The 23,988-nt window shown below is 34.7% G+C and carries 23 protein-coding genes; all 23 read left to right on the top strand.

From position 1 onward, the window contains the following. The first annotated feature begins 23 nt into the window (after positions 1–23). The gene (gene der / locus Bccel_RS06210) at positions 24–1,349 is read left to right on the top strand and encodes a ribosome biogenesis GTPase Der (RefSeq protein WP_036944327.1); all 1,326 of its coding nucleotides are present in this window, start codon (positions 24–26) and stop codon (positions 1,347–1,349) included. Between the two features lie 30 nt (positions 1,350–1,379). After that, positions 1,380–1,982 carry a glycerol-3-phosphate 1-O-acyltransferase PlsY gene (gene plsY / locus Bccel_RS06205; RefSeq protein ID WP_457920568.1) on the top strand — a complete coding sequence of 201 codons (603 nt, stop codon included), beginning with the start codon at positions 1,380–1,382 and terminating at the stop codon, positions 1,980–1,982. A 19-nt stretch (positions 1,983–2,001) separates the two neighbouring features. Continuing rightward, positions 2,002–3,000 carry an NAD(P)H-dependent glycerol-3-phosphate dehydrogenase gene (locus Bccel_RS06200; protein WP_036944330.1) on the top strand — a complete coding sequence of 333 codons (999 nt, stop codon included), beginning with the start codon at positions 2,002–2,004 and terminating at the stop codon, positions 2,998–3,000. 153 nt (positions 3,001–3,153) lie between these two features. Then, positions 3,154–3,627: a hypothetical protein gene (locus Bccel_RS06195; protein ID WP_036944332.1), complete on the top strand. Its 474-nt coding sequence runs from the start codon at positions 3,154–3,156 to the stop codon at positions 3,625–3,627. Between the two features lie 94 nt (positions 3,628–3,721). After that, entirely contained in the window at positions 3,722–4,033 is a 312-nt protein-coding gene (locus Bccel_RS06190; protein WP_050753190.1) for a hypothetical protein, read from the top strand. 327 nt (positions 4,034–4,360) lie between these two features. Continuing rightward, entirely contained in the window at positions 4,361–4,483 is a 123-nt protein-coding gene (locus Bccel_RS32010) for a hypothetical protein (protein ID WP_276326218.1), read from the top strand. 324 nt (positions 4,484–4,807) lie between these two features. Next, positions 4,808–5,797, top strand: coding sequence for a metallophosphoesterase family protein (locus Bccel_RS06180; RefSeq protein WP_036944335.1), 990 nt, complete (start codon positions 4,808–4,810; stop codon positions 5,795–5,797). 2 nt (positions 5,798–5,799) lie between these two features. Continuing rightward, a complete protein-coding gene (locus tag Bccel_RS06175; RefSeq protein ID WP_036944336.1) occupies positions 5,800–7,257 on the top strand; it encodes an AAA family ATPase in 1,458 nt (485 codons plus the stop codon). Beyond that, on the top strand, positions 7,258–7,536 hold the full coding sequence (locus Bccel_RS06170) for a hypothetical protein (protein ID WP_050753189.1): 279 nt from the start codon (positions 7,258–7,260) through the stop codon (positions 7,534–7,536). It begins immediately after the preceding gene. Between the two features lie 38 nt (positions 7,537–7,574). Further along, positions 7,575–8,915, top strand: a complete 1,341-nt coding sequence (gene rimO, locus Bccel_RS06165) for a 30S ribosomal protein S12 methylthiotransferase RimO (protein WP_036944337.1) — start codon at positions 7,575–7,577, stop codon at positions 8,913–8,915. Then, positions 8,899–9,513 (top strand): CDP-diacylglycerol--glycerol-3-phosphate 3-phosphatidyltransferase, encoded by a 615-nt coding sequence (gene pgsA, locus Bccel_RS06160; RefSeq protein WP_036944338.1) that lies wholly within the window; start codon positions 8,899–8,901, stop codon positions 9,511–9,513. The genes rimO and pgsA overlap by 17 nt, the downstream gene beginning before the upstream one ends. Positions 9,514–9,796: 283 nt before the next feature. Then, positions 9,797–10,372: a transcription factor FapR gene (gene fapR / locus Bccel_RS06155; RefSeq protein WP_036944339.1), complete on the top strand. Its 576-nt coding sequence runs from the start codon at positions 9,797–9,799 to the stop codon at positions 10,370–10,372. Positions 10,373–10,454: 82 nt separating this feature from the next. After that, a complete protein-coding gene (gene plsX, locus Bccel_RS06150; protein ID WP_036944340.1) occupies positions 10,455–11,465 on the top strand; it encodes a phosphate acyltransferase PlsX in 1,011 nt (336 codons plus the stop codon). Then, complete coding sequence (locus tag Bccel_RS06145; protein ID WP_036944341.1) at positions 11,458–12,462, top strand: beta-ketoacyl-ACP synthase III; 1,005 nt, start codon at positions 11,458–11,460, stop codon at positions 12,460–12,462. The genes plsX and Bccel_RS06145 overlap by 8 nt, the downstream gene beginning before the upstream one ends. Positions 12,463–12,531: 69 nt before the next feature. After that, positions 12,532–13,461 carry an ACP S-malonyltransferase gene (gene fabD / locus Bccel_RS06140; RefSeq protein WP_036944342.1) on the top strand — a complete coding sequence of 310 codons (930 nt, stop codon included), beginning with the start codon at positions 12,532–12,534 and terminating at the stop codon, positions 13,459–13,461. 176 nt (positions 13,462–13,637) lie between these two features. Next, entirely contained in the window at positions 13,638–14,375 is a 738-nt protein-coding gene (gene fabG, locus Bccel_RS06135) for a 3-oxoacyl-[acyl-carrier-protein] reductase (protein ID WP_036944343.1), read from the top strand. Positions 14,376–14,456: 81 nt separating this feature from the next. Beyond that, positions 14,457–14,684, top strand: a complete 228-nt coding sequence (gene acpP / locus Bccel_RS06130; protein ID WP_036944344.1) for an acyl carrier protein — start codon at positions 14,457–14,459, stop codon at positions 14,682–14,684. 187 nt (positions 14,685–14,871) lie between these two features. Continuing rightward, positions 14,872–16,113: a beta-ketoacyl-ACP synthase II gene (gene fabF, locus Bccel_RS06125; RefSeq protein ID WP_036944345.1), complete on the top strand. Its 1,242-nt coding sequence runs from the start codon at positions 14,872–14,874 to the stop codon at positions 16,111–16,113. A 145-nt stretch (positions 16,114–16,258) separates the two neighbouring features. Further along, positions 16,259–16,978, top strand: coding sequence for a ribonuclease III (rnc, locus tag Bccel_RS06120; RefSeq protein ID WP_036944346.1), 720 nt, complete (start codon positions 16,259–16,261; stop codon positions 16,976–16,978). A 4-nt stretch (positions 16,979–16,982) separates the two neighbouring features. Further along, positions 16,983–18,002 (top strand): elongator complex protein 3, encoded by a 1,020-nt coding sequence (locus tag Bccel_RS06115; RefSeq protein ID WP_050753188.1) that lies wholly within the window; start codon positions 16,983–16,985, stop codon positions 18,000–18,002. 130 nt (positions 18,003–18,132) lie between these two features. Then, positions 18,133–18,393, top strand: coding sequence for a stage V sporulation protein S (locus Bccel_RS06110; protein WP_036944348.1), 261 nt, complete (start codon positions 18,133–18,135; stop codon positions 18,391–18,393). Between the two features lie 185 nt (positions 18,394–18,578). Next, positions 18,579–21,344 carry a leucine-rich repeat domain-containing protein gene (locus tag Bccel_RS06105; RefSeq protein ID WP_050753187.1) on the top strand — a complete coding sequence of 922 codons (2,766 nt, stop codon included), beginning with the start codon at positions 18,579–18,581 and terminating at the stop codon, positions 21,342–21,344. After that, a complete protein-coding gene (locus Bccel_RS06100; RefSeq protein ID WP_050753186.1) occupies positions 21,290–23,941 on the top strand; it encodes an S-layer homology domain-containing protein in 2,652 nt (883 codons plus the stop codon). Before Bccel_RS06105 ends, Bccel_RS06100 begins: the two co-directional genes overlap by 55 nt. Positions 23,942–23,988 lie beyond the last annotated feature (47 nt).

Genomic DNA, 23,988 nt, shown 5'->3' with positions numbered 1-23,988 from the left:
AAACAAGTTGGGAGTGATAGTAAGTGGCAAAACCGGTAGTAGCTGTTGTTGGTAGGCCAAACGTAGGTAAATCCACGTTTTTTAACTATGTAGCAGGTAAAAGAATCTCCATAGTCGAAGACACGCCAGGAGTAACGAGGGACAGGATTTATACTGATGTTGAGTGGAGAAGCAAGTTATTTACCCTTATAGACACAGGTGGTATAGAGCCATATACCGAAGATAAAATAATGCAGCAGATGAAAAGGCAGGCAGAGTTGGCGATTGAAACTGCAGATGTTATAATATTCATGGTTGATGCCAAGGATGGGATGACAGCCTCCGATAAGGAGGTCGGAAGTATGCTCAGAAAAGCCAATAAGCCTATAATTCTTGCTGTAAACAAGGTTGACAGGGTTGGAGAACCGCCGCCTGAAGTGTATGAATTCTACAACCTGGGTTTGGGAGACATGATAACCATATCTTCTGTCCATGGTCTTGGTATGGGTGACCTTTTAGATGCGGTCTATGAGCATTTTCCTGAGGATACAGGTGAAGACTACGGAGAAGATGTTATCAAGGTTGCTGTTATCGGTAAGCCTAATGCGGGTAAATCATCTCTGATTAACAAAATTCTCGGAGAGGACAGGGTTATTGTAAGCGATATACCCGGTACTACCAGGGATGCTATTGATACATATTTTGAAAAGGATGATGAAAAATATGTATTTATTGACACAGCAGGAATAAGAAGAAAAAGCAAGATTAATGAAAGCATAGAAAGATACAGTATTATCCGTTCATGGACAGCAGTTGAGAGGGCAGATGTTTGCGTCATTATAATTGATGCCCAGGATGGCGTAACCGAGCAGGATACTAAGATTGCAGGGTATGCCCATGATAACGGAAAGGCTTCCATAGTTGTTGTAAACAAGTGGGATTTGATCGAGAAGACAACCGGTACTTTGGAAGAGTATAGAAAAACTGTATTGGAAAAGTTGGGATTCATGACTTATGCACCGGTACTGTTTATTTCAGCTATGACAGGGCAAAGAGTTCAAAAACTTTTTGAACTTATAAATTACGTTGCAAATCAAGCATCTTTGAGGATATCAACAGGTATGTTAAACGATCTTGTAAATGAAGCTATTGCAATGGTTCAGCCTCCGTCTGACAAAGGAAAAAGGCTTAAAATATATTACATGACCCAGGCTGGAGTTAAACCACCTACATTTGTAATATTCATAAATGATAAAGAACTCATGCATTATTCATACGAAAGATATCTTGAAAACCAGCTGAGAAAAAGCTTTGGTTTTGAAGGAACACCAATAAAATTCCTGCTTAGAGAAAAAAGCAAGGAAACATAATTATAGGGGCGGGAAAGGACTTGTATGGTAATGGATTATTTAAAAATTTTATCTATGTTCATTTTGGGGTATCTTTTGGGAAGTCTCAATTCTTCCCTTTTGGTTGGAAAAGTATATGGTGTTGATGTCAGAAAGCATGGCAGTGGAAATGCAGGTGCCACAAACACCTTACGAACATTAGGAAAAAAGGCGGCTGTTTTCGTTATTTTAGGAGATGCACTAAAAGGTGTACTGGCTTGTTTAATAGGCAGTCTGTTAGTTGGAAACAATGGGCTAATGGTAGCCGGAATAGGTTCTATTGTAGGGCATAACTGGCCTCTGTATTTTAAGTTTAAGGGTGGAAAAGGAGTTCTTACAAGCTTTGCTGTTGCCTTAATGATGGATTGGAAAGTTGCATTGATATTATTTGCCATATTTGCAATTGTTGTGGCAATTTCCAAATATATTTCATTGGGTTCCATTATAGGTGCTGCTTTATTTCCAGTAGCAGCCTATATACATAAGAGTGACGATAAATTATACTTAGTAATCGCTGTAATTTTTGCTTTTCTTATAATTTTAAGACATAGATCAAATATAAAAAGAATAGTTCAAGGTACCGAATCCAAATTCGGAAAGAAGAAGACTGCATAGAGAATTTAGGAGGATAGTTATGGGTAAAAATATTTGTATAATGGGTGCAGGGAGCTGGGGAACAGCATTATCTGTGCTATTGGCTACTAATGGACATAAAGTAAGGATGTGGTCCTTCTTTAAGGAAGAAGCGGAAGGCATAAACACTCATAGAGAGAATATTGCAAAATTACCTGGTGTTTGGGTTCCTGATACAGTTACATGCACAAATGATGTCAATGAAGCATTACAAGATGCAGAAGCTGTCATAATGGTAGTTCCTTCGGAATTTATGAGAAGTACCATGAAAACAATTAAGGGGGCTCTTAAGGACAATACAATAGTAGTATCATGCTCAAAGGGCCTGGAAGATGAAACTTTCCTTACAATGTCACAGATTATAAAAGAGGAAGCACCAAATGTAAGGGTGGTTGCATTATCAGGACCAAGCCACGCTGAAGAAGTAGGAAGATCAATACCAACTGCAATTGTAGCTGCATCAGTGGATAATGAAGCAGCCCTCTTTGTACAGGATATATTCATGTCACCAATGTTCAGGGTTTATACCAATTCCGATATAATAGGAGTTGAGCTGGGTGGAGCAATTAAAAATGTTATAGCTCTTTGTGCCGGTATTTCTGATGGCCTGGGTTTTGGCGACAACACTAAAGCTGCTCTCATGACTCGAGGAATAACCGAAATGTCCAGGCTTGGTGAAATAATGGGAGCTAAGCCAAAGACTTTTTCTGGTCTTGCAGGAATTGGAGACTTAATAGTTACCTGTACAAGCATGCATAGCAGAAATAGACGAGCAGGAATACTCATCGGCAAAGGAAAGAGTCTGGAAGAAGCATTAAAGGAAGTTGCAATGGTTGTAGAGGGAGTAAACACAACAAAAGCAGCTTACCATATGGCAAAGAAGATGAACGTGGAGATGCCTATAACAAATCAGGCATATGAGGTTTTATTCAATGGTAAGGATGCACGGCAGGCGGTAGTTGATTTGATGATGAGGGATAAGAAGCTGGAGAACGTGTAAATAATAATGACACTTCAAAAAACTCCTTTATTTTGAGACTTAAGCAGGTTATAAAAATCAATGTTATTGTAACACTTTGGATTTTTGCTTAAGTTGCCACAATAAGGGAGTTTTATTGTATCAATTGATTTAAAGTAAAGAGGTGAAAAGCATTTGAAAAAGTTAGTATTAATAATAGCACTGACATTTGTAACTTTTATCAGCGGGTGCAGTAGTGCAAGTACCGAACAGAAAAATACTTATGGCGATAATAAACTGATTCAAAAAGAAGGTGACTCATATTCATTTTTTGATAGAATCGGGGACCAAGATGACTCTAAATTGAACATCAAATATTCGAGGTTTTACGGTGCTGAAACGATTTGGAACATCAATGTAGAAAAACAAGGTGAGCTTAAATTTCAACTTAATTCTGAAGTGGATAAAGGAAAGTTTAAAGGAGTAATTATTTCACAAAAAAATGAAATAACCACTATATTTGAAGGTGAAAAGAAAGGCAGTCATTCTATTATTCTTCCAGAGGGCATGTATAGGTTTAAAATTGTAGGATATGATGCAAATGGTAAAGTAGATGTAGAATTGAAACTTGATGAAAATATGAGATCAACCGTTATAAAAGATGATTGAAGGGAAAATGTATTTGCCTGAAAAGTATTTTAAGCAGCGAAAAATTATGATATTATGGTATTATTAAGTAGATATCTTTCAATAGGAGGTAACAATGTTTTCATCATATGATCCGACAGAAGTGACAGAAGCTTTAATTGGCGGAGGTATTGGCCTTGTTGCAATAGTTGGTGTAATAATATTTTTTGTACTGAGATATAGAATTAAAATCGAGCAAATAAAAGCTGATGCAATGGTTAGGTCTGAAGAAGTCCGGGCTAAAAATCAGTTGGAAATAGAACGGATGCTTATTGAAGAAAGACAGAATCAGTCCAATTATAACATAAATAAAAATTTATTCAGCGATGATTCGTTAAGCGATGATGAAATGATGCAAAATAGAAGAAATCAAAAAAATAGGATGTAAAATATATTTAAATAATAATCGCAGATCTTATGAATTCACATAATATCTGCGAAATTTTTTGTCTAGGAAATTAAGGTGTATCCTACATCGCAATTTTCCACCACAACAATCACCCTTTTTGACTGTATATGAATTTATAATGATTTAATATGCAATCATTTTATGGAGATCTTGTTTTTCATTTTTTCAATATAGCTAAAAATAGATGCTATAAGAAGACAATAAAGAAAAATAGGAATATAGATGTGGAGAAAATTATAATTATATTTTGATTCATAAATATAGTTTTTAAATTGAATGAATATGTTATCGCCAGGTGTTTTTGTGGTGATGTCATATATTGTAATTACTATAGCAAATAAAAATGAAAGCTTTGGTATGGTCCATAGACGATCCTTGTTTAAAATGTATGTAAGCAGGATGAGGGATAACGAAATTATTGGTACATAAATCGGAATGTTCCAAATAATATTAAAGATAGTACCAAACAATTCAGAAAGACTCATTAATAGCAGCTCCTTATTAAAGTTATTGTATAAGCTAATAAATATATAAATATTTACATATATACTTTTATCATATTTTATGAATTAAAGCAAAGATTGTTTTTGTTTATAATTGTTAGAATTTTGATAAAAAAGGGATAAAGCATGGTATAATATGAGTATAATGAGGTTTGAAGATTTTAATTTTCCATTATAATAATCAAGGATTCAAAATCGCTTTGTGATTTTATAAATATAAATATATAACCATGAAAGAGAGTACTGTTTTATGAAATTTATCTTTTTCACAGATACACATATTAAAGGAACTAAGCCAAAAAACAGGAATGATAACTTTTATGAAACCCTCAAAACAAAATTTTTGGAAATAAAAGATATATGTGATGAGCTTGAAATAGATTTTATATTACATGGTGGAGACTGGTTTGACAGGCCTGATATTTCCCCGTCAATAGTAAAGGAATTTGCTCTTATAATACAGACATATAAAAGACCGATCTATACAATAGCAGGTAATCATGATATATATGGCCATAATCCTGATACAGTTGGCAGAACTATGTTAGGGCTCTTAGAAGGAGTTGGAGTTTTAAACCTTTTAAACTATAATGATGATGTGGTTGTTGAAAAGGATGGATTAAAAGTTCAGATTTTAGGAAAGCCTTACAGGTTTGATATTGATGATGCTGAAACGTCATCAGCTTATTATATTGTGAAGAAAAGTAAAGATGTTGATTATCTTATAAACATGGTTCATGGTATGCTGTTAAAAAAGCCGTTTTTTGAGGGTATTCCCTATACATTAGTTGACAATATAATAGAAACTGAGGCGGATATAACTCTTGCAGGCCACTATCATGGAGGATTCGGTATTGTTGAGAAGGATGGGAAATATTTCTCGAATCCGGGAAGTTTGGTTAGAATAACAAATGCCATTAGTGAAATAAATCGTATACCCAAAGTTGTCATAATTGAACTTGGTGATGGTATAAATGTTTATGAAAGAGAGCTTAAGTCTGCAGCACCTGGAAATGAGGTGTTAGACAGAAGGCAGCTTGAGTACGCCCAAGACCGTAATGTGAAACTTCACAAATTTTATCAGGAGTTGTCGGAAACCGGCAAATTCCAGAAAGCGGATCTTAATAAAATAATAGATGATATAACGGCAAACCAGAATATAAGCCGTGAGGTTAAATACGAAACAGTAAAAAGGATTGCTACTGCAAAAGAAGAACTTACGCATGATGAAGAGGATTAGATATGGCAATTATAACAAGAGTAAGAATAGAAAATTTTCAATCCCATGAAGATACTACCATTGATTTTGACAGAGGATTAAATATTATAACAGGGCCTTCCGACAATGGTAAGTCTGCCATTATAAGAGCTATTAAATGGGTTCTGTTTAATGAGCCCAGAGGGACGGAATTTATAAGACAGGGAACTTCCGCAGCCAGGGTTACTATAGAAATGGATAATGGCAATGCAATAATCCGTGAGAGATCCAGCAGCAAAAACAGGTATACAGTTAAATATCCTGACAGTGAGTCGGTAATATTCGAGGGCTTTGGCAATGAGATACCTCAGGAAGTTGTAGGGGCACATGGCATTACCAAGGCATATTTGGACAGCAGCTTAAGTTCAAGCTTAAATATAGCAGAGCAGCTTGAGAGTCCGTTTTTGCTTTCAGAGACCGGTTCGGTAAGAGCAAAGGCTATTGGGCGGCTTATTGGGCTTCATATAATTGACAGGGCTATAAAAAATACAAATGTGGATCTAAGGCGTGAAAATCAGTTCAAGGATAGGGCTAATAGTGAGCTTAATGAAGTGGAATCTTCTCTTAAGGAATATGAATTTTTAAAAGACGTTGAGGTGAAATTAGAAAAATCCGACAGTATAATACAGGGAGTATCGGAGTTATTAACAAGAACAAAAAGGCTTGAAACAAATTTAAAGAGTATCATATCCATTGAAGCTGATTATGCAATTCAAAGCAACATTGTAAAAAACCTTGATAAATTGGAAAGGTATGAGCTTTGCCTTAGAAATATCGAAATAATAAATGGTAAGCTATCCAAGCTGAAAAGAGTCTATAAAACTTTAAACGAAATAGATATTGAAATTAATTCAGCATCCTATATAATTAAAAATACTGAAAGAATAAATTATTGTGCAGAGCTTTTACATGAGATTAGCAAAAAGACAAGGGTGATGGATAAGGCAAAAATCCTTAAAATAGCTTTTTCAAAGGTTGATAGGTCTGAAATCGAGGCTAAGGGACAATTGTATGCAACTGCCAATGTAAAACCCTTGGAGGAGAAGATTAAAAAGCTTGATAGTCTAATATTAAAGCTAAATGGTATGCGTTCCTTAAACACTGAAATTAATAAATTATATAAAGAACAAGGGAAGCATGACGTTGTATTAAAGTCAGCAGCTAATGTGGACAAAGCTTTAACCATCCATAATAATATTCAAGATGATATAGAAAAGCTTAAAAAGATTATAGGATTAATGGAAAAACTGTCATATGTAAGTAATAAGTTAATAGATGGGAAAAATTATCTTGTTTCCATAAATACAGGTATAAGCAAGGATTTAAAAGACTATTCGGTTACTTTGAAGAAGGCAGGCAAGTGTCCTGTATGCAGGAGTAAAATTGGAAATGACATATTAAATGAAATAATAAAAAGCTATAGTTTTAATGGAGGTATATAAATGGCTGATGAATTAGATAAATCAATAGACTACAGCAAGACAATAAGCCAGCTTAAGGAAAAACTGGATAATGCAAAAAACATGAGAATTCGTGCTGAGACCAAGATGGAACAGCTAAATAAACAGAAGCAGGAAATCTTAAAGGAAATTGAAGAAATGGGTGTTAAGCCTGATGAGCTTGAATCTGAAATAGAGAAGCTTAAGAATAATATTGAGGAAATGATTAAGGAAGCTAATGATATGCTTCCTATGGATTTGATTAATGAGAACAAAATTTAATTATAATAAATATTATTTATAAAGTAAGGGGAGCACAAATGAAAAAGAAAATAGGTGTTATTTCGCTGGGGTGTCCTAAGAATCTCATCGACAGTGAAATAATGTTGGGACTTATAAAAAATTGTGAGTATGAGATTGTTAATGAAAAGGAAGAGGCACAAATATTGATTGTAAATACCTGCGGATTTATTGAGTCAGCAAAGCAGGAATCAATTAATACCATTCTTGAAATGGCGGAGTGCAAAAAAGATAGATGTGAGCTGCTTATAGTAACAGGATGTCTTGCAGAAAGGTATAAAGGGGATATTATCAACGAAATACCCGAGGTAGATGCTTGTGTAGGCACAGGTAATGTAGCTCTTATATGTGATGTTATCGAGAAGGCGTATAAAGGTGAAAAACAGGTACTATACGGAAAGCTTGACGATACTTCCTATCTCAACACCGAGAGGGTTGTTTCCACAAAAAACGGGTTTGCATATTTAAAAATTGCCGAGGGATGTGACAACTGCTGTACCTATTGCATTATTCCGAGCCTTAGAGGAAGGTTTAGAAGCAGAAATATGGAGGATGTTTTGTTAGAAGCAGAAAGCCTTTCAAAAAATGGGGCAAAGGAGATAATACTTGTAGCTCAGGATACAACCAGGTACGGACTTGATATATATGGAAAAAAGATGCTGTCTGAGCTTTTGAGAAAATTAAGTTCCATAGATGATGTAAAGTGGATAAGGCTTTTATACTGCTATCCTGAGGAAATTGATGAGGAACTTGTTAATGAAATATCACAGAACAATAAGGTTTTAAAATATCTTGACATACCGTTTCAACATGCCAGTGATAAAGTTTTAAAAGCTATGGGCAGAAGAGGTACCTCAAATGAATACAAAAAACTTATAATGGATTTAAGATCCAGAATTCCTGGAATTGTCCTAAGAACATCAGTAATTGTGGGCTTTCCCGGAGAAACTGAAGAAGACTTTAATGAACTTTATAAATTTTTTAGCGAATATAAGGTTGACAGACTTGGAGTTTTTTCATATTCTAGAGAAGAGAATACTCCTGCATCAAAATATAAAAATCAAATCAGCAGTAAGACAATTAAAAAAAGGTTTGATTTGATGATGGACCTTCAAAAGGAAACAATGGACTTAAATAATAGTTTCAGGCTGGATAAAATTTATCCAACCATAGTTGAAGGAGTTGCAGATGACGGAATCTTCTACATAGGGCGTACATACGCTGAAGCACCTGATATTGATAGTCTTATTTACTTTACAAGTGAGGAACCTGTCCAAATTGGAGATATAGTAAAAGTTAAGATTATGAATATAGATAATTACGATTTAATAGGAGCTGTTACCAATGAATTTACCGAATAAGTTAACCTTGTCAAGAATTTTGCTTGTGCCTGTTTTTATGATTTTTATTCTGCCTATTCCTGACTGGGTAGTGAACAGTGAGTACTTAACCTTTATACATTCCCAGTTGGAATCACTTAATAAATTTATTTTGGGTCCAGGTAAATATATTGCTGCAGGCATATTTATAGTTGCTTCTCTAACAGATGGAGTAGATGGTTATATAGCCAGAAAAACAAAACAGGTAACAAAAATGGGTAAGTTTTTAGATCCCATTGCTGATAAGCTTTTAGTAACAGCTGCACTTATTGTACTTCTTCAAAATGATAGGCTTAGCGGTTGGGCTGCGATGTTTATTATTGGAAGAGAGTTTATAGTTACAGGATTAAGACTCATCGCAGCAGGAGAAGGAGTTGTAATAGCTGCAAGTAATTGGGGGAAGATAAAGACTGCCACACAAATGGTTGCAATAGTATTATCCCTTTTGGATAATTACCCATTATCTTTGATTATCCATTTCCCATTTGACAGGGTTGCAATGTTTATTGCAGTTATAGTAACTATTTATTCAGGCTATGACTATATTGCAAAAAACAGCAAGTTACTTGAGCATAGATAAGGCATGAATGATAATATAAAAAATTAGATTGTTGTGGAATGACTGATATATTTTAGTCATTCCTTTTATATGTGCAAAAATGATATATAATTAACATTTTAATATAGATGTTGCCATGAGAAATTAATATTTTTATCGCAATAAAAAAAATTAACTTATTTTTAAGTTAAATATTGCATATAATCTGATTGTATAATATACTCTTATTATCAGGAAATATTATCAGGTAATAATTATTGTTATATAGATCAATTTATTTTTATAAAGCCTAGGGGTGTAGTTAATGAGCAGGCCATCGCTGCATAAGAAGGAACGGCACAAGACTCTGATAGAAAAGATCAAACAAGATCCATTTTTAACAGATGAGGAGTTAGCCGAAAAGTTTAGTGTTAGTATACCTACAATAAGGCTCGACAGGTTGGAACTTGGAATTCCTGAGTTGAGAGAAAGAGTGAAAAATGTAGCAGAAGAAAGTTACGGAAAAGTAAAATCACTGCAGGTAAAGGATTTTTTTGGGGAACTTTTGGATATAACCTTGGGTAAGTATGGAATATCCATATTGCAAACTGATGATAGCATGGCTTTTGAAAAAACAAAAATAATTCGCGGCCATTTTATTTATTCAATGGCAGAATCCCTTGCAATAGCCGTTATCGATGCACATGTAGCTCTTGTAGGTGTAGCAAATATCAAGTATAAAATGCCTGTATATTCGGGAAATAAGCTGGTGGCAAAGGCTGAAGTGAAACGGCAAAAATCCAATAACTATATAGTATGGGTTAAGATTACCGAAAAGCAGGTTGAAGTTTTTAGAGGGAAATTTATATTGGTATCCCTTGAAAAAGTGGATAAAAAATAGTAAAGTATGATATGGGTTTTTTGGATATTATAAGGATAGGGAAAATGTTTTGCGATTATTAAAGTTCTAGGGAGTGAAGGTATTGCTTATTCTGGTAGATGCAATGGGTGGGGATAATGCTCCACGTGAAATAGTGCATGGTTGTATGGATGCTATTAATGAACATGATGATTTTGACATCCTATTAGCCGGAGACAAAAACAAGATAACCAGCATATTAAAAGAAAAAGATTTTAGTAATAAAAGGCTGGATGTTTATCATACGACTGAGGCCATAACAAATGAAGATAGCCCTGTAAAAGCAATAAAAAGAAAAAAGGATTCTTCGATTGTAGTTGGGCTTGAAATGTTAAAGGATAAAAAGGCAGATGTTTTCCTATCAGCAGGTAATACTGGTGCTTTAATGGCAGGGTCAAAAATTATTCTAGGAATGATAGAGGGTGTAGAAAGACCGGCCCTGATGAGTTTTTTACCGACAAGCAAGGGATTATCTGTCATTGTTGATGCAGGTGCGAATACAATGTGCAAACCAGTTAATCTTTTGCAGTTTGGTGTTATGGGGTCTTTATATATAAGTGAAGTTTTCGGCGTTAAAAATCCAAGGGTTGGTATAGTTAATGTAGGAGCTGAAGAAAATAAGGGAAATGATCTTGTTAAAAGTGCATACACAATGTTAAAACAGGCTAACATTAATTTTATAGGAAATATTGAAGGTCGCCAGGTATTGGATGGTGACGCAGATGTAATAGTCTGCGATGGCTTTGTTGGAAATGTGCTTATAAAAACTTTGGAAGGTGCTGCAGGTTATTTGTTCGGAAGCATAAAAAATATATTTAATAAAAATTTACTTACAAAAATTTCTGCTGCACTGGTAAAAAAGGAATTAAAGAAATTTAAAAAGCACATGGACTATACGGAATACGGAGGAGTTCCATTACTCGGAGTTAATGGAAAGGTTATTAAGGCACATGGAAGCTCTAATGCCAAAGCTATCAAGAATGCGGTAATACGTGCGAAAAGCTATGTAAAGAGCGATGTGTTGGAACAAATAAGAGAAGATTTTAAGAATATGGAGGTTGAGGAGATTGAGTAACGAGAGATTTGGAATTGGCGTTTTAGGGTTGGGAATAAGTATACCAAAAAATGTTCTTACAAATAGCGATTTGGAGAAGATGGTTGATACTTCTGATGAATGGATAATGAAGAGAACCGGAATATCTGAAAGAAGAATTTTAGATAAAGATCAGCCAGCATTTGAACTAGGTGCAGAGGCTGCAAAGATGGCAATTAAAGATTCAGGATTGACTCCTGAAGATATTGACCTTATAATAGTTGCTACCGAGACACCGGACTATTTAACACCGTCTACGTCTTGTATTATCCATAAACTAATTGGTGCCAATAAAGCTGCTGCTTTTGATTTAAATGCCGCTTGTTCGGGTTTTATGTACGGTTTGACAGTAGCTAAACAATTCCTTGAGAACGGTTTTAATGGATATAAAAACATTCTTGTTATAGGCTGTGAAGGTCTATCGAAGATTGTAGATTATAGCGACAGAGCATCTTGCATACTTTTTGGAGATGGTGCAGGAGCAATGGTTGTTGGAAAAGTTGAAGAAGGCTATGGTATATTATCATCTTATATGGGAGCTGACGGCAGCTTGGGCAATAATATTACCATGCCATGTTGTTCCATAAATGAATCAGATTTAAGTGTAAGAGAGCATGAAAATAAAAATGTTTTATGGATGAATGGATCTGAAGTGTTCAAATTTGCTGTAAGGGTTATGGAGCAGTCGACACGTTGGGTTTTAGATGATAAAAACATTTCATTGGATGATGTATCCCTTATAGTTCCTCATCAGGCCAATATAAGGATTATTGAAGGTGCTGCAAAAAGGCTCAATGTTCCAAATGAAAAAGTTTATTCAAACCTTAACAAATATGGAAACACATCATCTGCATCAATTCCTATTGCACTTTATGAAGCAATTCAGGACGGTTTGGTTAAAAAGGGCGATAACATTGTAATGGTTGGTTTTGGTGGAGGCCTTACCTGGGGATCTGTACTTTTAAAGTGGAATAAATAAAGATTTCTTATAGATAGATTAATAGTGATTTTAATATAGTTAATTAATATAGTTTATTTGGAGGTAATAATGGGTAAATTAGCTTTTATTTTCGTTGGTCAGGGAGCACAAAGTGTCGGTATGGGGAAGGAAATCTGTGAAAACTTTAAAGCTTCCTCCGATATTTTTGAAGAAGCATCTGAAAGCCTAGGCTTTGATATCAAAAAAATGATATTTGAAGGTGATGATGAAACATTAAAAATAACAGAAAATACTCAGCCAACAATACTTACAACAAGTATTGCATGCCTTATGCCATTATTGGAAAACGGTAAAAAGCCTGATGTTGTAGCAGGATTAAGTCTTGGTGAGTACTCAGCTCATGTAGCTGCATCAACAATGCTTTTTAAAGATGCTGTATCCCTTGTTAAGAAAAGGGGGAAATATATGCAGGAAGCTGTTCCGCTTGGTGTTGGTACAATGGCTGCCATATTGGGCCTTGAAGGTCAAACCGTTATTGATTGTTGTAAAGAAGCTGCTTCATATGGTATAGTGGAGCCTGCAAACTTTAATTGCCCTGGGCAGATTGTTGTTGCAGGAGAGGTAAAGGCTGTTGAAAAAGTCGTTGAGCTTACAAAGGAAAAGGGAGCAAAGCGTTCAATGATATTGCCTGTAAGTGCACCATTCCACTGCAGCATGCTAAAGCCTGCCGGTGAAAAATTGGCTGCAGAGCTTGCAAATATCAGCTTAAGCGAATTTAAATGTCCATTAGTTACTAATGTTACTGCAAAATACATAAATGATACGTCAGTAGTTAAGGACTTACTCATAAAACAGGTTTCAAGCCCTGTTCTTTGGGAAGAAAGCGTGAAGACCATGTTAAATGACGGTGTTGATACATTTGTTGAAATAGGTCCTGGAAAAGCTTTATCCGGATTTATTAAAAAAATAAGCAAAGAAGCAAGAGTTTTTAATGTGGAAGACATGGATTCTCTTAAAAAGGTACTGCAAGAGATGTAGTTTGATTAAAAGTGTCATTAATATTCTATTTCCAATGTATTAGGCGATTTCAAAAATTTCCTTGGTCAATTTTTAATGGTGAAAAGTATTAAATTCAATATTTTTGAAATCGCCAGTTGATCAGTTATTTTTTGGAAATTACCTTAATCACTTTTATATAAGGAGGAATGAATACTATGCAGCTAAAGGGGAAAACTGCAGTTGTTACTGGTTCTTCCAGAGGACTGGGAAAGGCAATCGCATTAAAACTGGCCCAAATGGGTGCTAACATCGTTTTAAATGGTGTTTCAGATGTTATTTATAAAACAGAAGAGGAATTTAAGGCAACAGGCTATAATGTGATTGTTTCAAAAGGAAATGTCAAAAATGAGGAAGATGTTAAGCAAATGGTCAAATCAGCAGTAGAAGCCTTTGGAAGTATTGATATCCTTGTTAACAACGCAGGCATAACTAAAGATAAGCCTTTAGCCATGATGTCCGTGGAGGATTGGGATGATGTTTTGGACGTTAATCTTAAAGGTTCATTCTTATGTACCAAATATGTTTCCAAGGTAATGATTAAAAAGAGAACTGGAAAAATTGTGAATATTGCTTCAGTAGCAGGCAGATACGGTAATCAGGGACAGATTAACTATTCTGCGTCAAAAGCTGGGCTTATTGGTATGACAAAAACTGTTGCTAAGGAACTTGCGTCACGTGGTATTACCTGTAATGTGGTTACACCGGGGCTTATTGAGAGTGATATGACCGATGTATTACCCGAAGAAGTCAGAAACAATTATTTAAAAAATATTCCCCTCGGAAGGTTCGGGACACCTGAAGATGTGGCGAATGTTGTAGCTTTTTTGGCTTCTGATGATTCAAATTATGTAACTGGTCAGGTAATAGATATTGACGGCGGGCTGGTAATGTAATAATATCTTTATGTGAAAGTTTTACCAACACATTCACAAACAGATGTTAAATATTAACCCCCTGTGGAAGGAGGTGAATGAATAGTGTTTGAAAAAGTTAAAAAAATAATCGTAGAGCAGTTAGGTGTTGAAGAAGAAGATATAGCCATGGAATCTTCATTTATTGATGATCTGGGTGCGGATTCACTTGATATAGTTGAACTTATTATGGCGCTTGAAGAAGAATTTGATATCGAAATTCCTGACAGCGAGGCAGAAAAGATTGCAACAGTGGGTGACGCTGTAGAATTTATTAAAAATAACTCTTAAAAAAAAGTCCCTATAAAAGGGGCTTTTTTTACAAAATGAAACGAAAACTTGAAACAATAACTAAAGTTACCATTTGTTAGTGAATGAGAACTTTATTGAAATATATTTTGCTTAAAAGAATAATAAGTATAATCTTGAAGATCTTATTTTGAAAATTTTGATTGAAGATATATAAGGAGGCTATCATATGAAAAAGAGAGTTGTTATTACCGGACTAGGTGTTATCTCATCATTAGGCTTTGATGTTGAAAAGTTCTGGAATTCAATTAAGGAAGGTAAATGTGGTATCAGCACTATTGAACGTTTTGATATAACTAATTATAGTACTAAGGTTGCGGCTGAGATAAAAGATTTTGATCCAACATTATATATTGACAAAAAAGAAGCAAAGAGAATGGACAGATATACTCAATATGCAATGGCTGCATCAAAGCAGGCTGTTGAAATGTCAGGCTTGGATTTGGAAAAGATAGATCATACTAGATTCGGATGTATAGTGGGTTCTGGTATAGGCGGAATTGAGACCCTTGAGAATCAGCATGACGCATTAATGAATAAGGGACCTGGAAGGGTAAGTCCATTCTTTATTCCAATGATGATTGCAAACATGGCTTCAGGCCGTATTGCAATACAGTATGGTGCGAAGGGATTTAATGAAACCGTTATAACAGCTTGTGCTACGTCTACTAATGCTTTAGGAGATGCATTCAAGGTAATACAGCGCGGAGATGCAGATATAATGATTTCCGGTGGTTCAGAAGCTGCCATTACTCCATTATCAATTGCAGGATTCTGTTCAATGAAGGCAATGTCAACAACTGAAGATCCTTTAGATGCATGTAAGCCATTTGATGCAAACAGAAATGGTTTTATAATGGGTGAAGGTGCCGGTATACTCATATTGGAAGAGTATGAACATGCAGTAAAAAGAGGTGCAAACATAATAGTAGAAGTTGTTGGATATGCTTGTACGAATGATGCTTATGACATAGTTGCACCTGCACCAGAAGGTGAAGGCGGAGCAAGATGTATGAGTCTTGCTGTAAAGGATGCGGGTATTAAACCTGAAGATGTGGATTATATAAATGCACATGGTACATCAACGGAGTATAATGATAAATTTGAAACAGCTGCAATTAAAACAGTTTTCGGTGCACATGCGAATAAACTTGCAGTAAGTTCAACAAAATCAATGACAGGACACCTTTTGGGAGCTGCTGGTGCCATTGAAGCAATAATTACTTCATTGGCGTTAAAGGAAGGGTTTTTACCACCTACAATAAATTATAAAACTCCTGATCCTGAATGTGATCTTGATTATGTTCCTAATGTTGGACGCAAGACTGATATTGAGTATGCAATATCCAATTCATTAGGTTTTGGAGGCCATAATGCTTCCATAACATTAAAGAAGTATAAAGCAGAATAATTATAGATAAGCAAATTGTAATTTATAGATTAGGGGACGTAATTTACGTCCTCTATTGACATTTATGTCTGGAAAGTTTGGTATTATATGAAAGTGTTATTAAATTAAAAGACTAATCACTTTTTATGAAGATTTTGGAGGCTTTATGATTAATTTGGAAACGCTTTTGGAAAATCTTAATGGATTTGAAGAGAAAATAAACTACAAGTTTAAAAACAGAAAAAATATTATTTTGGCACTGACTCACAGTTCCTATGCTAATGAGAATAGGAATGATAATCTTACAAGCAATGAAAGGCTTGAATTTCTGGGTGATGCAGTATTAAATATTATAATAAGTGAAACAATATACAGCAATTATCCCAATTTGTCAGAGGGTCAGTTAACTAAAGTAAGGGCAAATATTGTATGTGAGCAGTCTTTGGTAAAGTGTTCCAACAATATAGAGGTAGGTAAATTCCTTTTGCTGGGGAAGGGCGAGGACCTGAGCGGTGGCAGGACAAGAACCTCAATTTTGTCTGATGCATTTGAAGCAATTATTGGTGCTGTTTATCTTGATGGAGGTATGAAAAATGTAAAGGCATTTGTTCTTCAACAGATGGATCATCTAATAAAAGACGCAGTTTTAGGTATAATTTTTCTGGATTACAAAACCCAGTTCCAGGAGATCGTACAAAAGGATGGAGAAAAGAAAATAATTTATGAAATATTAGAGGAAAACGGACCTGATCATGACAAGGAATTTGTTGCACAGGTAAAGATTATGAATAAAGTTGTTGGAAAAGGTAAGGGAAAGAGTAAAAAGGAAGCCGAACAAGCTGCAGCAAAAGCAGCATTGGAATCTTTAAACTTAAAAATAAGGTGATAACGTGAGTAAAAAACATATGGTTATTCCTGTTTTTATTCCGCATAAGGGCTGTCCCTTTGATTGTATTTACTGCAACCAGAAAGCAATCAGCGGGCAGACAGAGGAAATGACAGTTGAAAAGATGTATGATACTATTGATTCACATCTATCTACTGCACAAGGAGACAGCTTTATAGAAATAGGATTTTATGGCGGTAGTTTTACTGGTATTGAAGATACCAAACAGATAATGTTTTTGGAAGCAGCAAATGAGTATGTGGCCCAGGGCAGAATTAAAGGTATACGACTATCAACGAGACCTGATTATATTAATTCTCAAATTCTTAACAGATTAAAAATGTATAATGTTAAGACAGTTGAGCTTGGAGTTCAAAGTCTCGATGAAGATGTCCTCAAAACCAGCGGGCGGGGACATGGTACTGATGATGTGTACAAGGCATGTTGTCTTATTAAGGAAAATGGAATAGGTTTGGGAATCCAGACTATGATAGGACTTCCGGGTTCTAATTATGAGAAAGATCTGGATACAGCCAGGAAGGTTGTTGAGCTAAGTCCTCAAATTGTAAGGATTTATCCAACACTAGTGGTTAGAAATACTTATCTTGAGAAAATGTTTAATGAGGGAAGTTATACTCCTCTGGAGTTGGAGGAGGCTGTGAGCTTATGTGCAAAGCTCTTGGAATTATACAACAAAAATGACATTAAGGTTATAAGAATCGGACTACAGCCAACTGACAATATTAATAACAATTTTGATGTTGTAGGAGGACCTTTTCATCCAGCCTTCAGGCAGTTGGTTGAATCCAGATTATGGCGTGATAGGATAGAAAATTATATAAAAGAGTATTCATTATTTAAAGAACATGATATAATTATATATACAGATAAAAAATACATTTGTGATATTATTGGACAAAGGAGGGGTAATATCGAATATCTAAAGAGTAAGTACCAATTTAAAAGGATATCAATTAAATCTATTGAAGATCTCAAAGATGAATTTTTCATAAGGGGGTTGTAAATAAGTAAATTTTTGATGAATTTTAAGAAAAATTGCAGCAATTTGAAAACTAGTGTATAATCTTGATTATGTACTACTTAATTACTAATATATAGAAGAAATATTTGATTATTTGTAGGGGGATAAGTGTATGGAGGTTCTTAAAGTATCGGCTAATTCACAGCCTAAATCTGTAGCTGGGGCTCTAGCAGCAGCGTTGAGAGATCGCAATTGTGCGGAAATTCAAGCAGTTGGTGCTGGTGCAGTAAATCAAGCAGTTAAGGCTATTGCCATTACTAGAGGTTTTGTGGCACCAAATGGAATTGATCTGGTAGCTGTACCTGCATTTTCAGAAGTCAGCATTGACGGAGAAGAAAGAACAGCTATAAAATTCTTAATACAACCTAGGTAAAAGAAATAATGATAGCCTGTTCGTCAGTAATTACTGATGGACAGGCTTTTTGACTTTCCAACATTTTGTCAATAATGTTAAAATATTGGAAAGTTCCGCTATACTTTTAGAAAAAATTTTGTATACTTTAGGTAATATATACAGATATAGAAGCAGCACATTTCTAATTTTTAAGGGGGAAAATTATGCTTAACCAAAAAAGAATTTTATCTTATTTTTTAGTAGTTGTTATGTTATTAACCATATTAAGCCCGCAAGCATTGGCGGCGGATGATGTGGGGAGCGGTCAAACCTATGACGAAGAGTCCTTTTACAATATCTTTACCGACAGGGAATTTGGGAAACAAGTATTAAAAGCTATTGGAGTAGATACTAATAATATTGATTGGTCTTTGGTTAATGATAATAGCATTAGCAGCTTAAAAGAATTTCAAGTGTTAAATAATATAGAAAGTCTAAATGGGTTGGAGAAGCTCGAAGGACTAGAGAGATTGGTTGTATCCGATACAAAAATTGACAGGTTTCCTGACGAAATTGAAAAAAGTCTTACAAACCTTAAGTCTCTTTCATTAGGCGGTAATAAGACGTTGAAAATACCAGCTTTTGCTAACTTAAATGAATTCAGCACATTATCAGGCCAAGCTGTGACAATGAATTCAAGAGATTCAATTGAGTCTATGGCCAATCTTAAAATATTAAATTTATGCAAATCAAAAGTTTCGGATAATAGTTCCATTGCAAAAGTAATTGATTATTCTAAATTTGGAAATCTCGAACAGCTAGACATTTCCGGTAATAATATTGAATCACTGCCGGAAAGTATTAAAAGCTTAAGTAATTTAAAATTTCTGGACATGGGAATAAATGATATAGGCAGTATACCTGCAGGTTTTTTTGAGAATTTTAAAAATATTGAGAAACTTAGAATGAATAATTGTAAATTAAGCTCGATACCAATAGAAGTTGCTGCATTATCAAATTTAAAAACTCTTGATGTTTCTTATAATAATATAGCTTCTTTACATTATAGTGACGGTCTTGTAGGCTTATGTGAATCACTTGACATAAGAGGAAATAAAATTACAGATTATTCAAATGAATTTTACAAGGCATTTCCAAATCTTAAATATTTAAGTGCCACTGATTGTGGCTTTGACAAGTTTCCTGAATTTGTAACCTATATAGAAAATCTGGAATATCTTGATATTGGCAGCAATCCAATGGGGAAGAATGTAGAACAATTAAGTCTTGTGGCTAAACTTAAAAATTTATACTTTATAAATTTGTCAAATTGCTCTATCGATGAATTCCCTGAAAGTTTGTTAGATCTGCAAGAACTACATAGATTGGATATATCAAATAATCCTATAAAAAGAGTTCCTGATGGTGATGATGGCATAAAAAAACTTAACCATCTCTTTGAATTACATTTAAGTAACTGCAATCTGGATAGTTTTCCTACTGAAATATGTGATTTACCCAATTTGTCTTACTTACATCTTTCAGGTAATGATATAAAAAAATTACCTGAAAGTGATATGTTAAAGGGCAAATTTGATAATCTTAGTGCTCTTTACTTGGAAAGCTGTAAACTTACTGAGTTTCCAGACATTAAATGCTTGCCCAATTTAGAGTTATTAAATTTAAGGAATAATTTAATATGCCACATTCCTGATGATACTGATTTAAGTGGAATTAAAGACTTATACATTGACTTAGGTTTTAACTATTTTACAAGTATACCAAAAGTGTTTTCAAGTTTGAATGCATCTAATTGCAAAGTTAACTTATACTATAATTATTTATCAGACCTTTTTTCATTACAATTACCTGATTGTATAAGCAATATTTCACCAAATTGTCTTATGCTTGAGAATATGCCATCATATATAATGTCAGGAGAAAGTATAGATATCTATGATTACCTGTCAAGGACAGTACAATACAACTATGGAAAGCCTGAGAATATATCTAATATAAAGGGTATAGTTCCTGTAGAGTTTACAGTATCTGAGGGCATTGAGGAAAAGGAAGGACTTGTTGATGATAATGGAATGCTTAAAATTGAAAAAGAAGGAACTTACGTTATTACAGCAAAGTTAAAGGATGCTGATAATAGCAATTCATTTGCCAAAGCGACTGCAACCATAAGTGTTTTTGACAAAGATATTTATTATAATGAAGAAAAATTTAAAGCTGCCTTTCCTGATGAGGCTTTTGGAAAAGAAGTGTTAAAAGCTCTGAAGGCATATTCAGAAGATACAGGTATTATTGATTACAATAAAGTTCTATGGGATAGAGTTACTGATGTTACTTTATGTTCATTAAAAGAATTAAACATGTCAAATCCTGAGATTTCAGACCTTTCAGGTCTTGAGAATCTTACGGGTTTATATTGGCTGATAGTCAACAATTCAAAGATTAAGGGTTTTCCAAAAGGAATTGAAGATAAGCTTCCACTATTAAGAGTTTTAAGTCTTAATGAGAATGTGAATACAATTAAGATACCTGAGTTTGCAAATCTCACAAACCTTGTATGTGGAAATGTATCCGGCCAGGCAATACGTGGTAGTCAAAAAATAGCAAAAGATTCAATTAAGTCAGTAAACTTGATGAAGAATTTGAGAATCCTGGACTTGACAAAAACAAAGGACTTAGAAGAAAATGTAGTGATAGCTGATTCCATAGATTATACAAATCTTAAGAACCTCTATTCACTATGTATTGCAGATAACGGATTGATTGAAATTCCTAAGGGTATTGAAGCACTTGAAAACCTTACTACCTTGGATTTGTCATATAATCCTATAAATACACTTCCAAGTTATTTTGGAACTGTATTCAAGGATTTACATAGCCTGTCGTTATATAACTGTAATTTAGACTTGCTTCCTGAATGTTTAACAAAGATGCAAGAACTTTATCGTTTGGACTTGGGGGTAATAGATTAAAAGATATACCTAAAGAAAGCGGTCTGTCTTCTTTAAATGAGTTAAGAATATTAAAGCTTGATAGATGTGAACTTTCATCATTTCCAGAAGATGTTTTGAATCTTGACAAATTATATTTCCTTGATATGTCTGGTAACTTGATAAATAAATTGCCTGAGAATATCGAATTAATGTATAGCCTGGAAGAATTAAATATTTCATCCTGCGGGTTTGAAAAATTTCCAGAGGAAGTTCTAAATATAGGTTACTTGAGAAATTTGACAATAAGGGACAATGAAAAAATTAATACTGTCCCTGGTGGAAAAGATGGAATAGAGAGGCTAACAAATTTAGGTAACATTGATTTAACCAATTGTGGCTTGAAAGCAATGCCCGATTTCAGCATAAATAGCCAACTTGAATCTATATTGTTATCTAGCAATAAAATCAATGAAGTGCCTATTGACTATGATCTAAGTAATACGAAAGCACAGTATGTTGATTTGTCCATGAATAATCTTACAAAAATACCTCAAGTGATTATAAACGATGCGAAAAAACGGAATTGCCAATACAATCTTTCAAAAAACTATATTAAAGGTATTGAGGGGTTACCGCTTTCTATAAACATTATTGATCAAAAGCAGCTTTGCTTTAGCTCAGATTTGTCGGTTGAAACAACTACATCTTCAATCATTGATTTAAATAAATTTATTAAATGTAGTATTAATAATGAAGTAATAGAAGACAAAGGTCTTGATGGTTTAGTTGATTACACCTATATTGATAGCGAAGGAAATGAGAAAGCTGTTAAAGACGGAGTTTTGTCATTAGATAAGCCTGGTGTGTATACTGTAAAAGGTATTATCAGGGGAGCAGAGTCAAGAAATACAAATGCAGCAGCAACAATGAACCTAACTGTGGTTGAAGAAGCAACACCGACAACAGCAGAATCAACTCCAACACCTACAGCAACGCCGACAGTAGAAGTAACCCCTACAGCAACACCAATGGTAACACCGACAGAAGAATCTACTCCAACAGCAACAGGAACACCAATAGCAGAAACAACACCGACAGTAGAAGCAACGCCAACAGCAACACCAACAGCAACACCAACAGCAACACATACAGCAGTTGCAACACCAACAGCAACAACAACTGAATCGGCACCAACAGCAACAATAACTGAATCGACACCAACATCAATATCAGAATCAACGCCAACACCAACAGGAACAAATATGCCAGATGAAACGCCTGCACAAGGAGATGTAACACCAACTCCTTCAGCAGATACAACACCAACGCCAACACCAGCAGCTACCCAAGCTAGTCAGGGAAGTCAAGGTGGAGGTGGAGGTGCAGCATTGCCGGTTCAGCAAGCATCGACGCCAACACCTACTGCAACGCCTACAGTTACCGCTGCAGTCACACCAACAAAGGCAGCTGTAACAAAACCTAGTGATGGTAAAAAGCCTGCATCAGATGGAAAAGGAATGGAAGTCAAATTGGAAAATGATAAAACAATAGTTGATGTAAATGCAGGAGACGATTATATAGCTCAAATGATCAAGAATAAGATTTGCGAAATTGATCTTTCAAATGAAATCAACACTGAAAGTTGTGTGGTAAATATTCCTGATAGTTTTTTAAAAAGCCTTGATCTAAAAGGCAGTAATGAAATACGATTGATTACACCACGTATTACATTGAGTTTTAGCATAAAAGAATTTATATCAAAGGATATTAAGCAGCTGTCTTTAACACTTGGAAATATGCCGTTGTCAGGCTTGACGAAAGAGCAAAAGGGCGTAACGGGTTCTTCAGATGTTGTCAGGATTACATTTATAACTGAGGATATAAACGGTGATAAGGCTGTATTAAAGAAATCAAAGAACCCTGTAAGAATTGCACTGCCTTATGAATCAACCGACAGCAATGAATATTTAACTCTTATAAGCTTAGGATTCGATGGTGAAATCGAAAATCTAGGAGCAAAGTACCACAAGGATTCAGAAACTATTACTGCAAAAACAAGAGCACTTGCACCTGTATGTGTAATAAATAACAGCACTAAATATAATGATGTAAAAAAAGGAAGCTGGCCACAGGTTTATATAGAAGCAATGTCTGCCAAAGGTATTGTGAAGGGATATGAAAAAGGTCTATTCAAGCCTGATTTGAATATTACAAGAGCAGAGTTTGCTTCCATTATCACAAGACTTTTAAAGCTTGAGGCCAATGGTTCAAATGTATCTTTCTCAGATATCAAAGAAAGCGACTGGTATAGAAATGCTGTAATTGCTGCGGCCGAAGCAAGGATAATAACCGGTTGGAAGGGAAAATTCAACCCAAATGATAAAATTACAAGGGAAGATGCGGCAGTAATGATATCAAGGGCATTAACATATACTGATGCTCATATAGATGATAATACAGGAGAATTGACATTTAAGGACAAAAAGAAAATTTCTATGTATGCAGAAGAACATATCAGGTTTGTTGTGGGTAAGAAAATAATGTCCGGTAAATCAAATGGTTTATTTGACCCTAAAGGCTATACAACAAGAGCTGAAGTTGCTAAAATGGTTTATATGCTGTTTGAACAGTTATAAGAATTGTAATATTTTTGTCATTCCTTAAAAAAGATCGGAGTGTAGTG

This window comes from Pseudobacteroides cellulosolvens ATCC 35603 = DSM 2933, from assembly GCF_001262605.1.
Classification (GTDB): Bacteria; Bacillota; Clostridia; order Acetivibrionales; family DSM-2933; genus Pseudobacteroides; species Pseudobacteroides cellulosolvens.
The sequence above is the reverse complement of the archived record's forward strand: the minus strand, read 5'-3'. Positions and strand labels throughout refer to the sequence as shown.

What these genes read in the sequence shown, in the direction of transcription:
- plsY (WP_457920568.1), top strand. Translation starts at nt 1,380, where the DNA reads ATGGATTATTTAAAAATTTTATCTATGTTCATTTTGGGGTATCTTTTG.
- Bccel_RS06200 (WP_036944330.1), top strand. Translation starts at nt 2,002, where the DNA reads ATGGGTAAAAATATTTGTATAATGGGTGCAGGGAGCTGGGGAACAGCA.
- Bccel_RS06190 (WP_050753190.1), top strand. Translation starts at nt 3,722, where the DNA reads ATGTTTTCATCATATGATCCGACAGAAGTGACAGAAGCTTTAATTGGC.
- Bccel_RS06180 (WP_036944335.1), top strand. Translation starts at nt 4,808, where the DNA reads ATGAAATTTATCTTTTTCACAGATACACATATTAAAGGAACTAAGCCA.
- Bccel_RS06175 (WP_036944336.1), top strand. Translation starts at nt 5,800, where the DNA reads ATGGCAATTATAACAAGAGTAAGAATAGAAAATTTTCAATCCCATGAA.
- Bccel_RS06170 (WP_050753189.1), top strand. Translation starts at nt 7,258, where the DNA reads ATGGCTGATGAATTAGATAAATCAATAGACTACAGCAAGACAATAAGC.
- rimO (WP_036944337.1), top strand. Translation starts at nt 7,575, where the DNA reads ATGAAAAAGAAAATAGGTGTTATTTCGCTGGGGTGTCCTAAGAATCTC.
- pgsA (WP_036944338.1), top strand. Translation starts at nt 8,899, where the DNA reads ATGAATTTACCGAATAAGTTAACCTTGTCAAGAATTTTGCTTGTGCCT.
- fapR (WP_036944339.1), top strand. Translation starts at nt 9,797, where the DNA reads ATGAGCAGGCCATCGCTGCATAAGAAGGAACGGCACAAGACTCTGATA.
- fabD (WP_036944342.1), top strand. Translation starts at nt 12,532, where the DNA reads ATGGGTAAATTAGCTTTTATTTTCGTTGGTCAGGGAGCACAAAGTGTC.
- fabG (WP_036944343.1), top strand. Translation starts at nt 13,638, where the DNA reads ATGCAGCTAAAGGGGAAAACTGCAGTTGTTACTGGTTCTTCCAGAGGA.
- fabF (WP_036944345.1), top strand. Translation starts at nt 14,872, where the DNA reads ATGAAAAAGAGAGTTGTTATTACCGGACTAGGTGTTATCTCATCATTA.
- rnc (WP_036944346.1), top strand. Translation starts at nt 16,259, where the DNA reads ATGATTAATTTGGAAACGCTTTTGGAAAATCTTAATGGATTTGAAGAG.
- Bccel_RS06110 (WP_036944348.1), top strand. Translation starts at nt 18,133, where the DNA reads ATGGAGGTTCTTAAAGTATCGGCTAATTCACAGCCTAAATCTGTAGCT.
- Bccel_RS06105 (WP_050753187.1), top strand. Translation starts at nt 18,579, where the DNA reads ATGCTTAACCAAAAAAGAATTTTATCTTATTTTTTAGTAGTTGTTATG.
- Bccel_RS06100 (WP_050753186.1), top strand. Translation starts at nt 21,290, where the DNA reads ATGTTTAACAAAGATGCAAGAACTTTATCGTTTGGACTTGGGGGTAAT.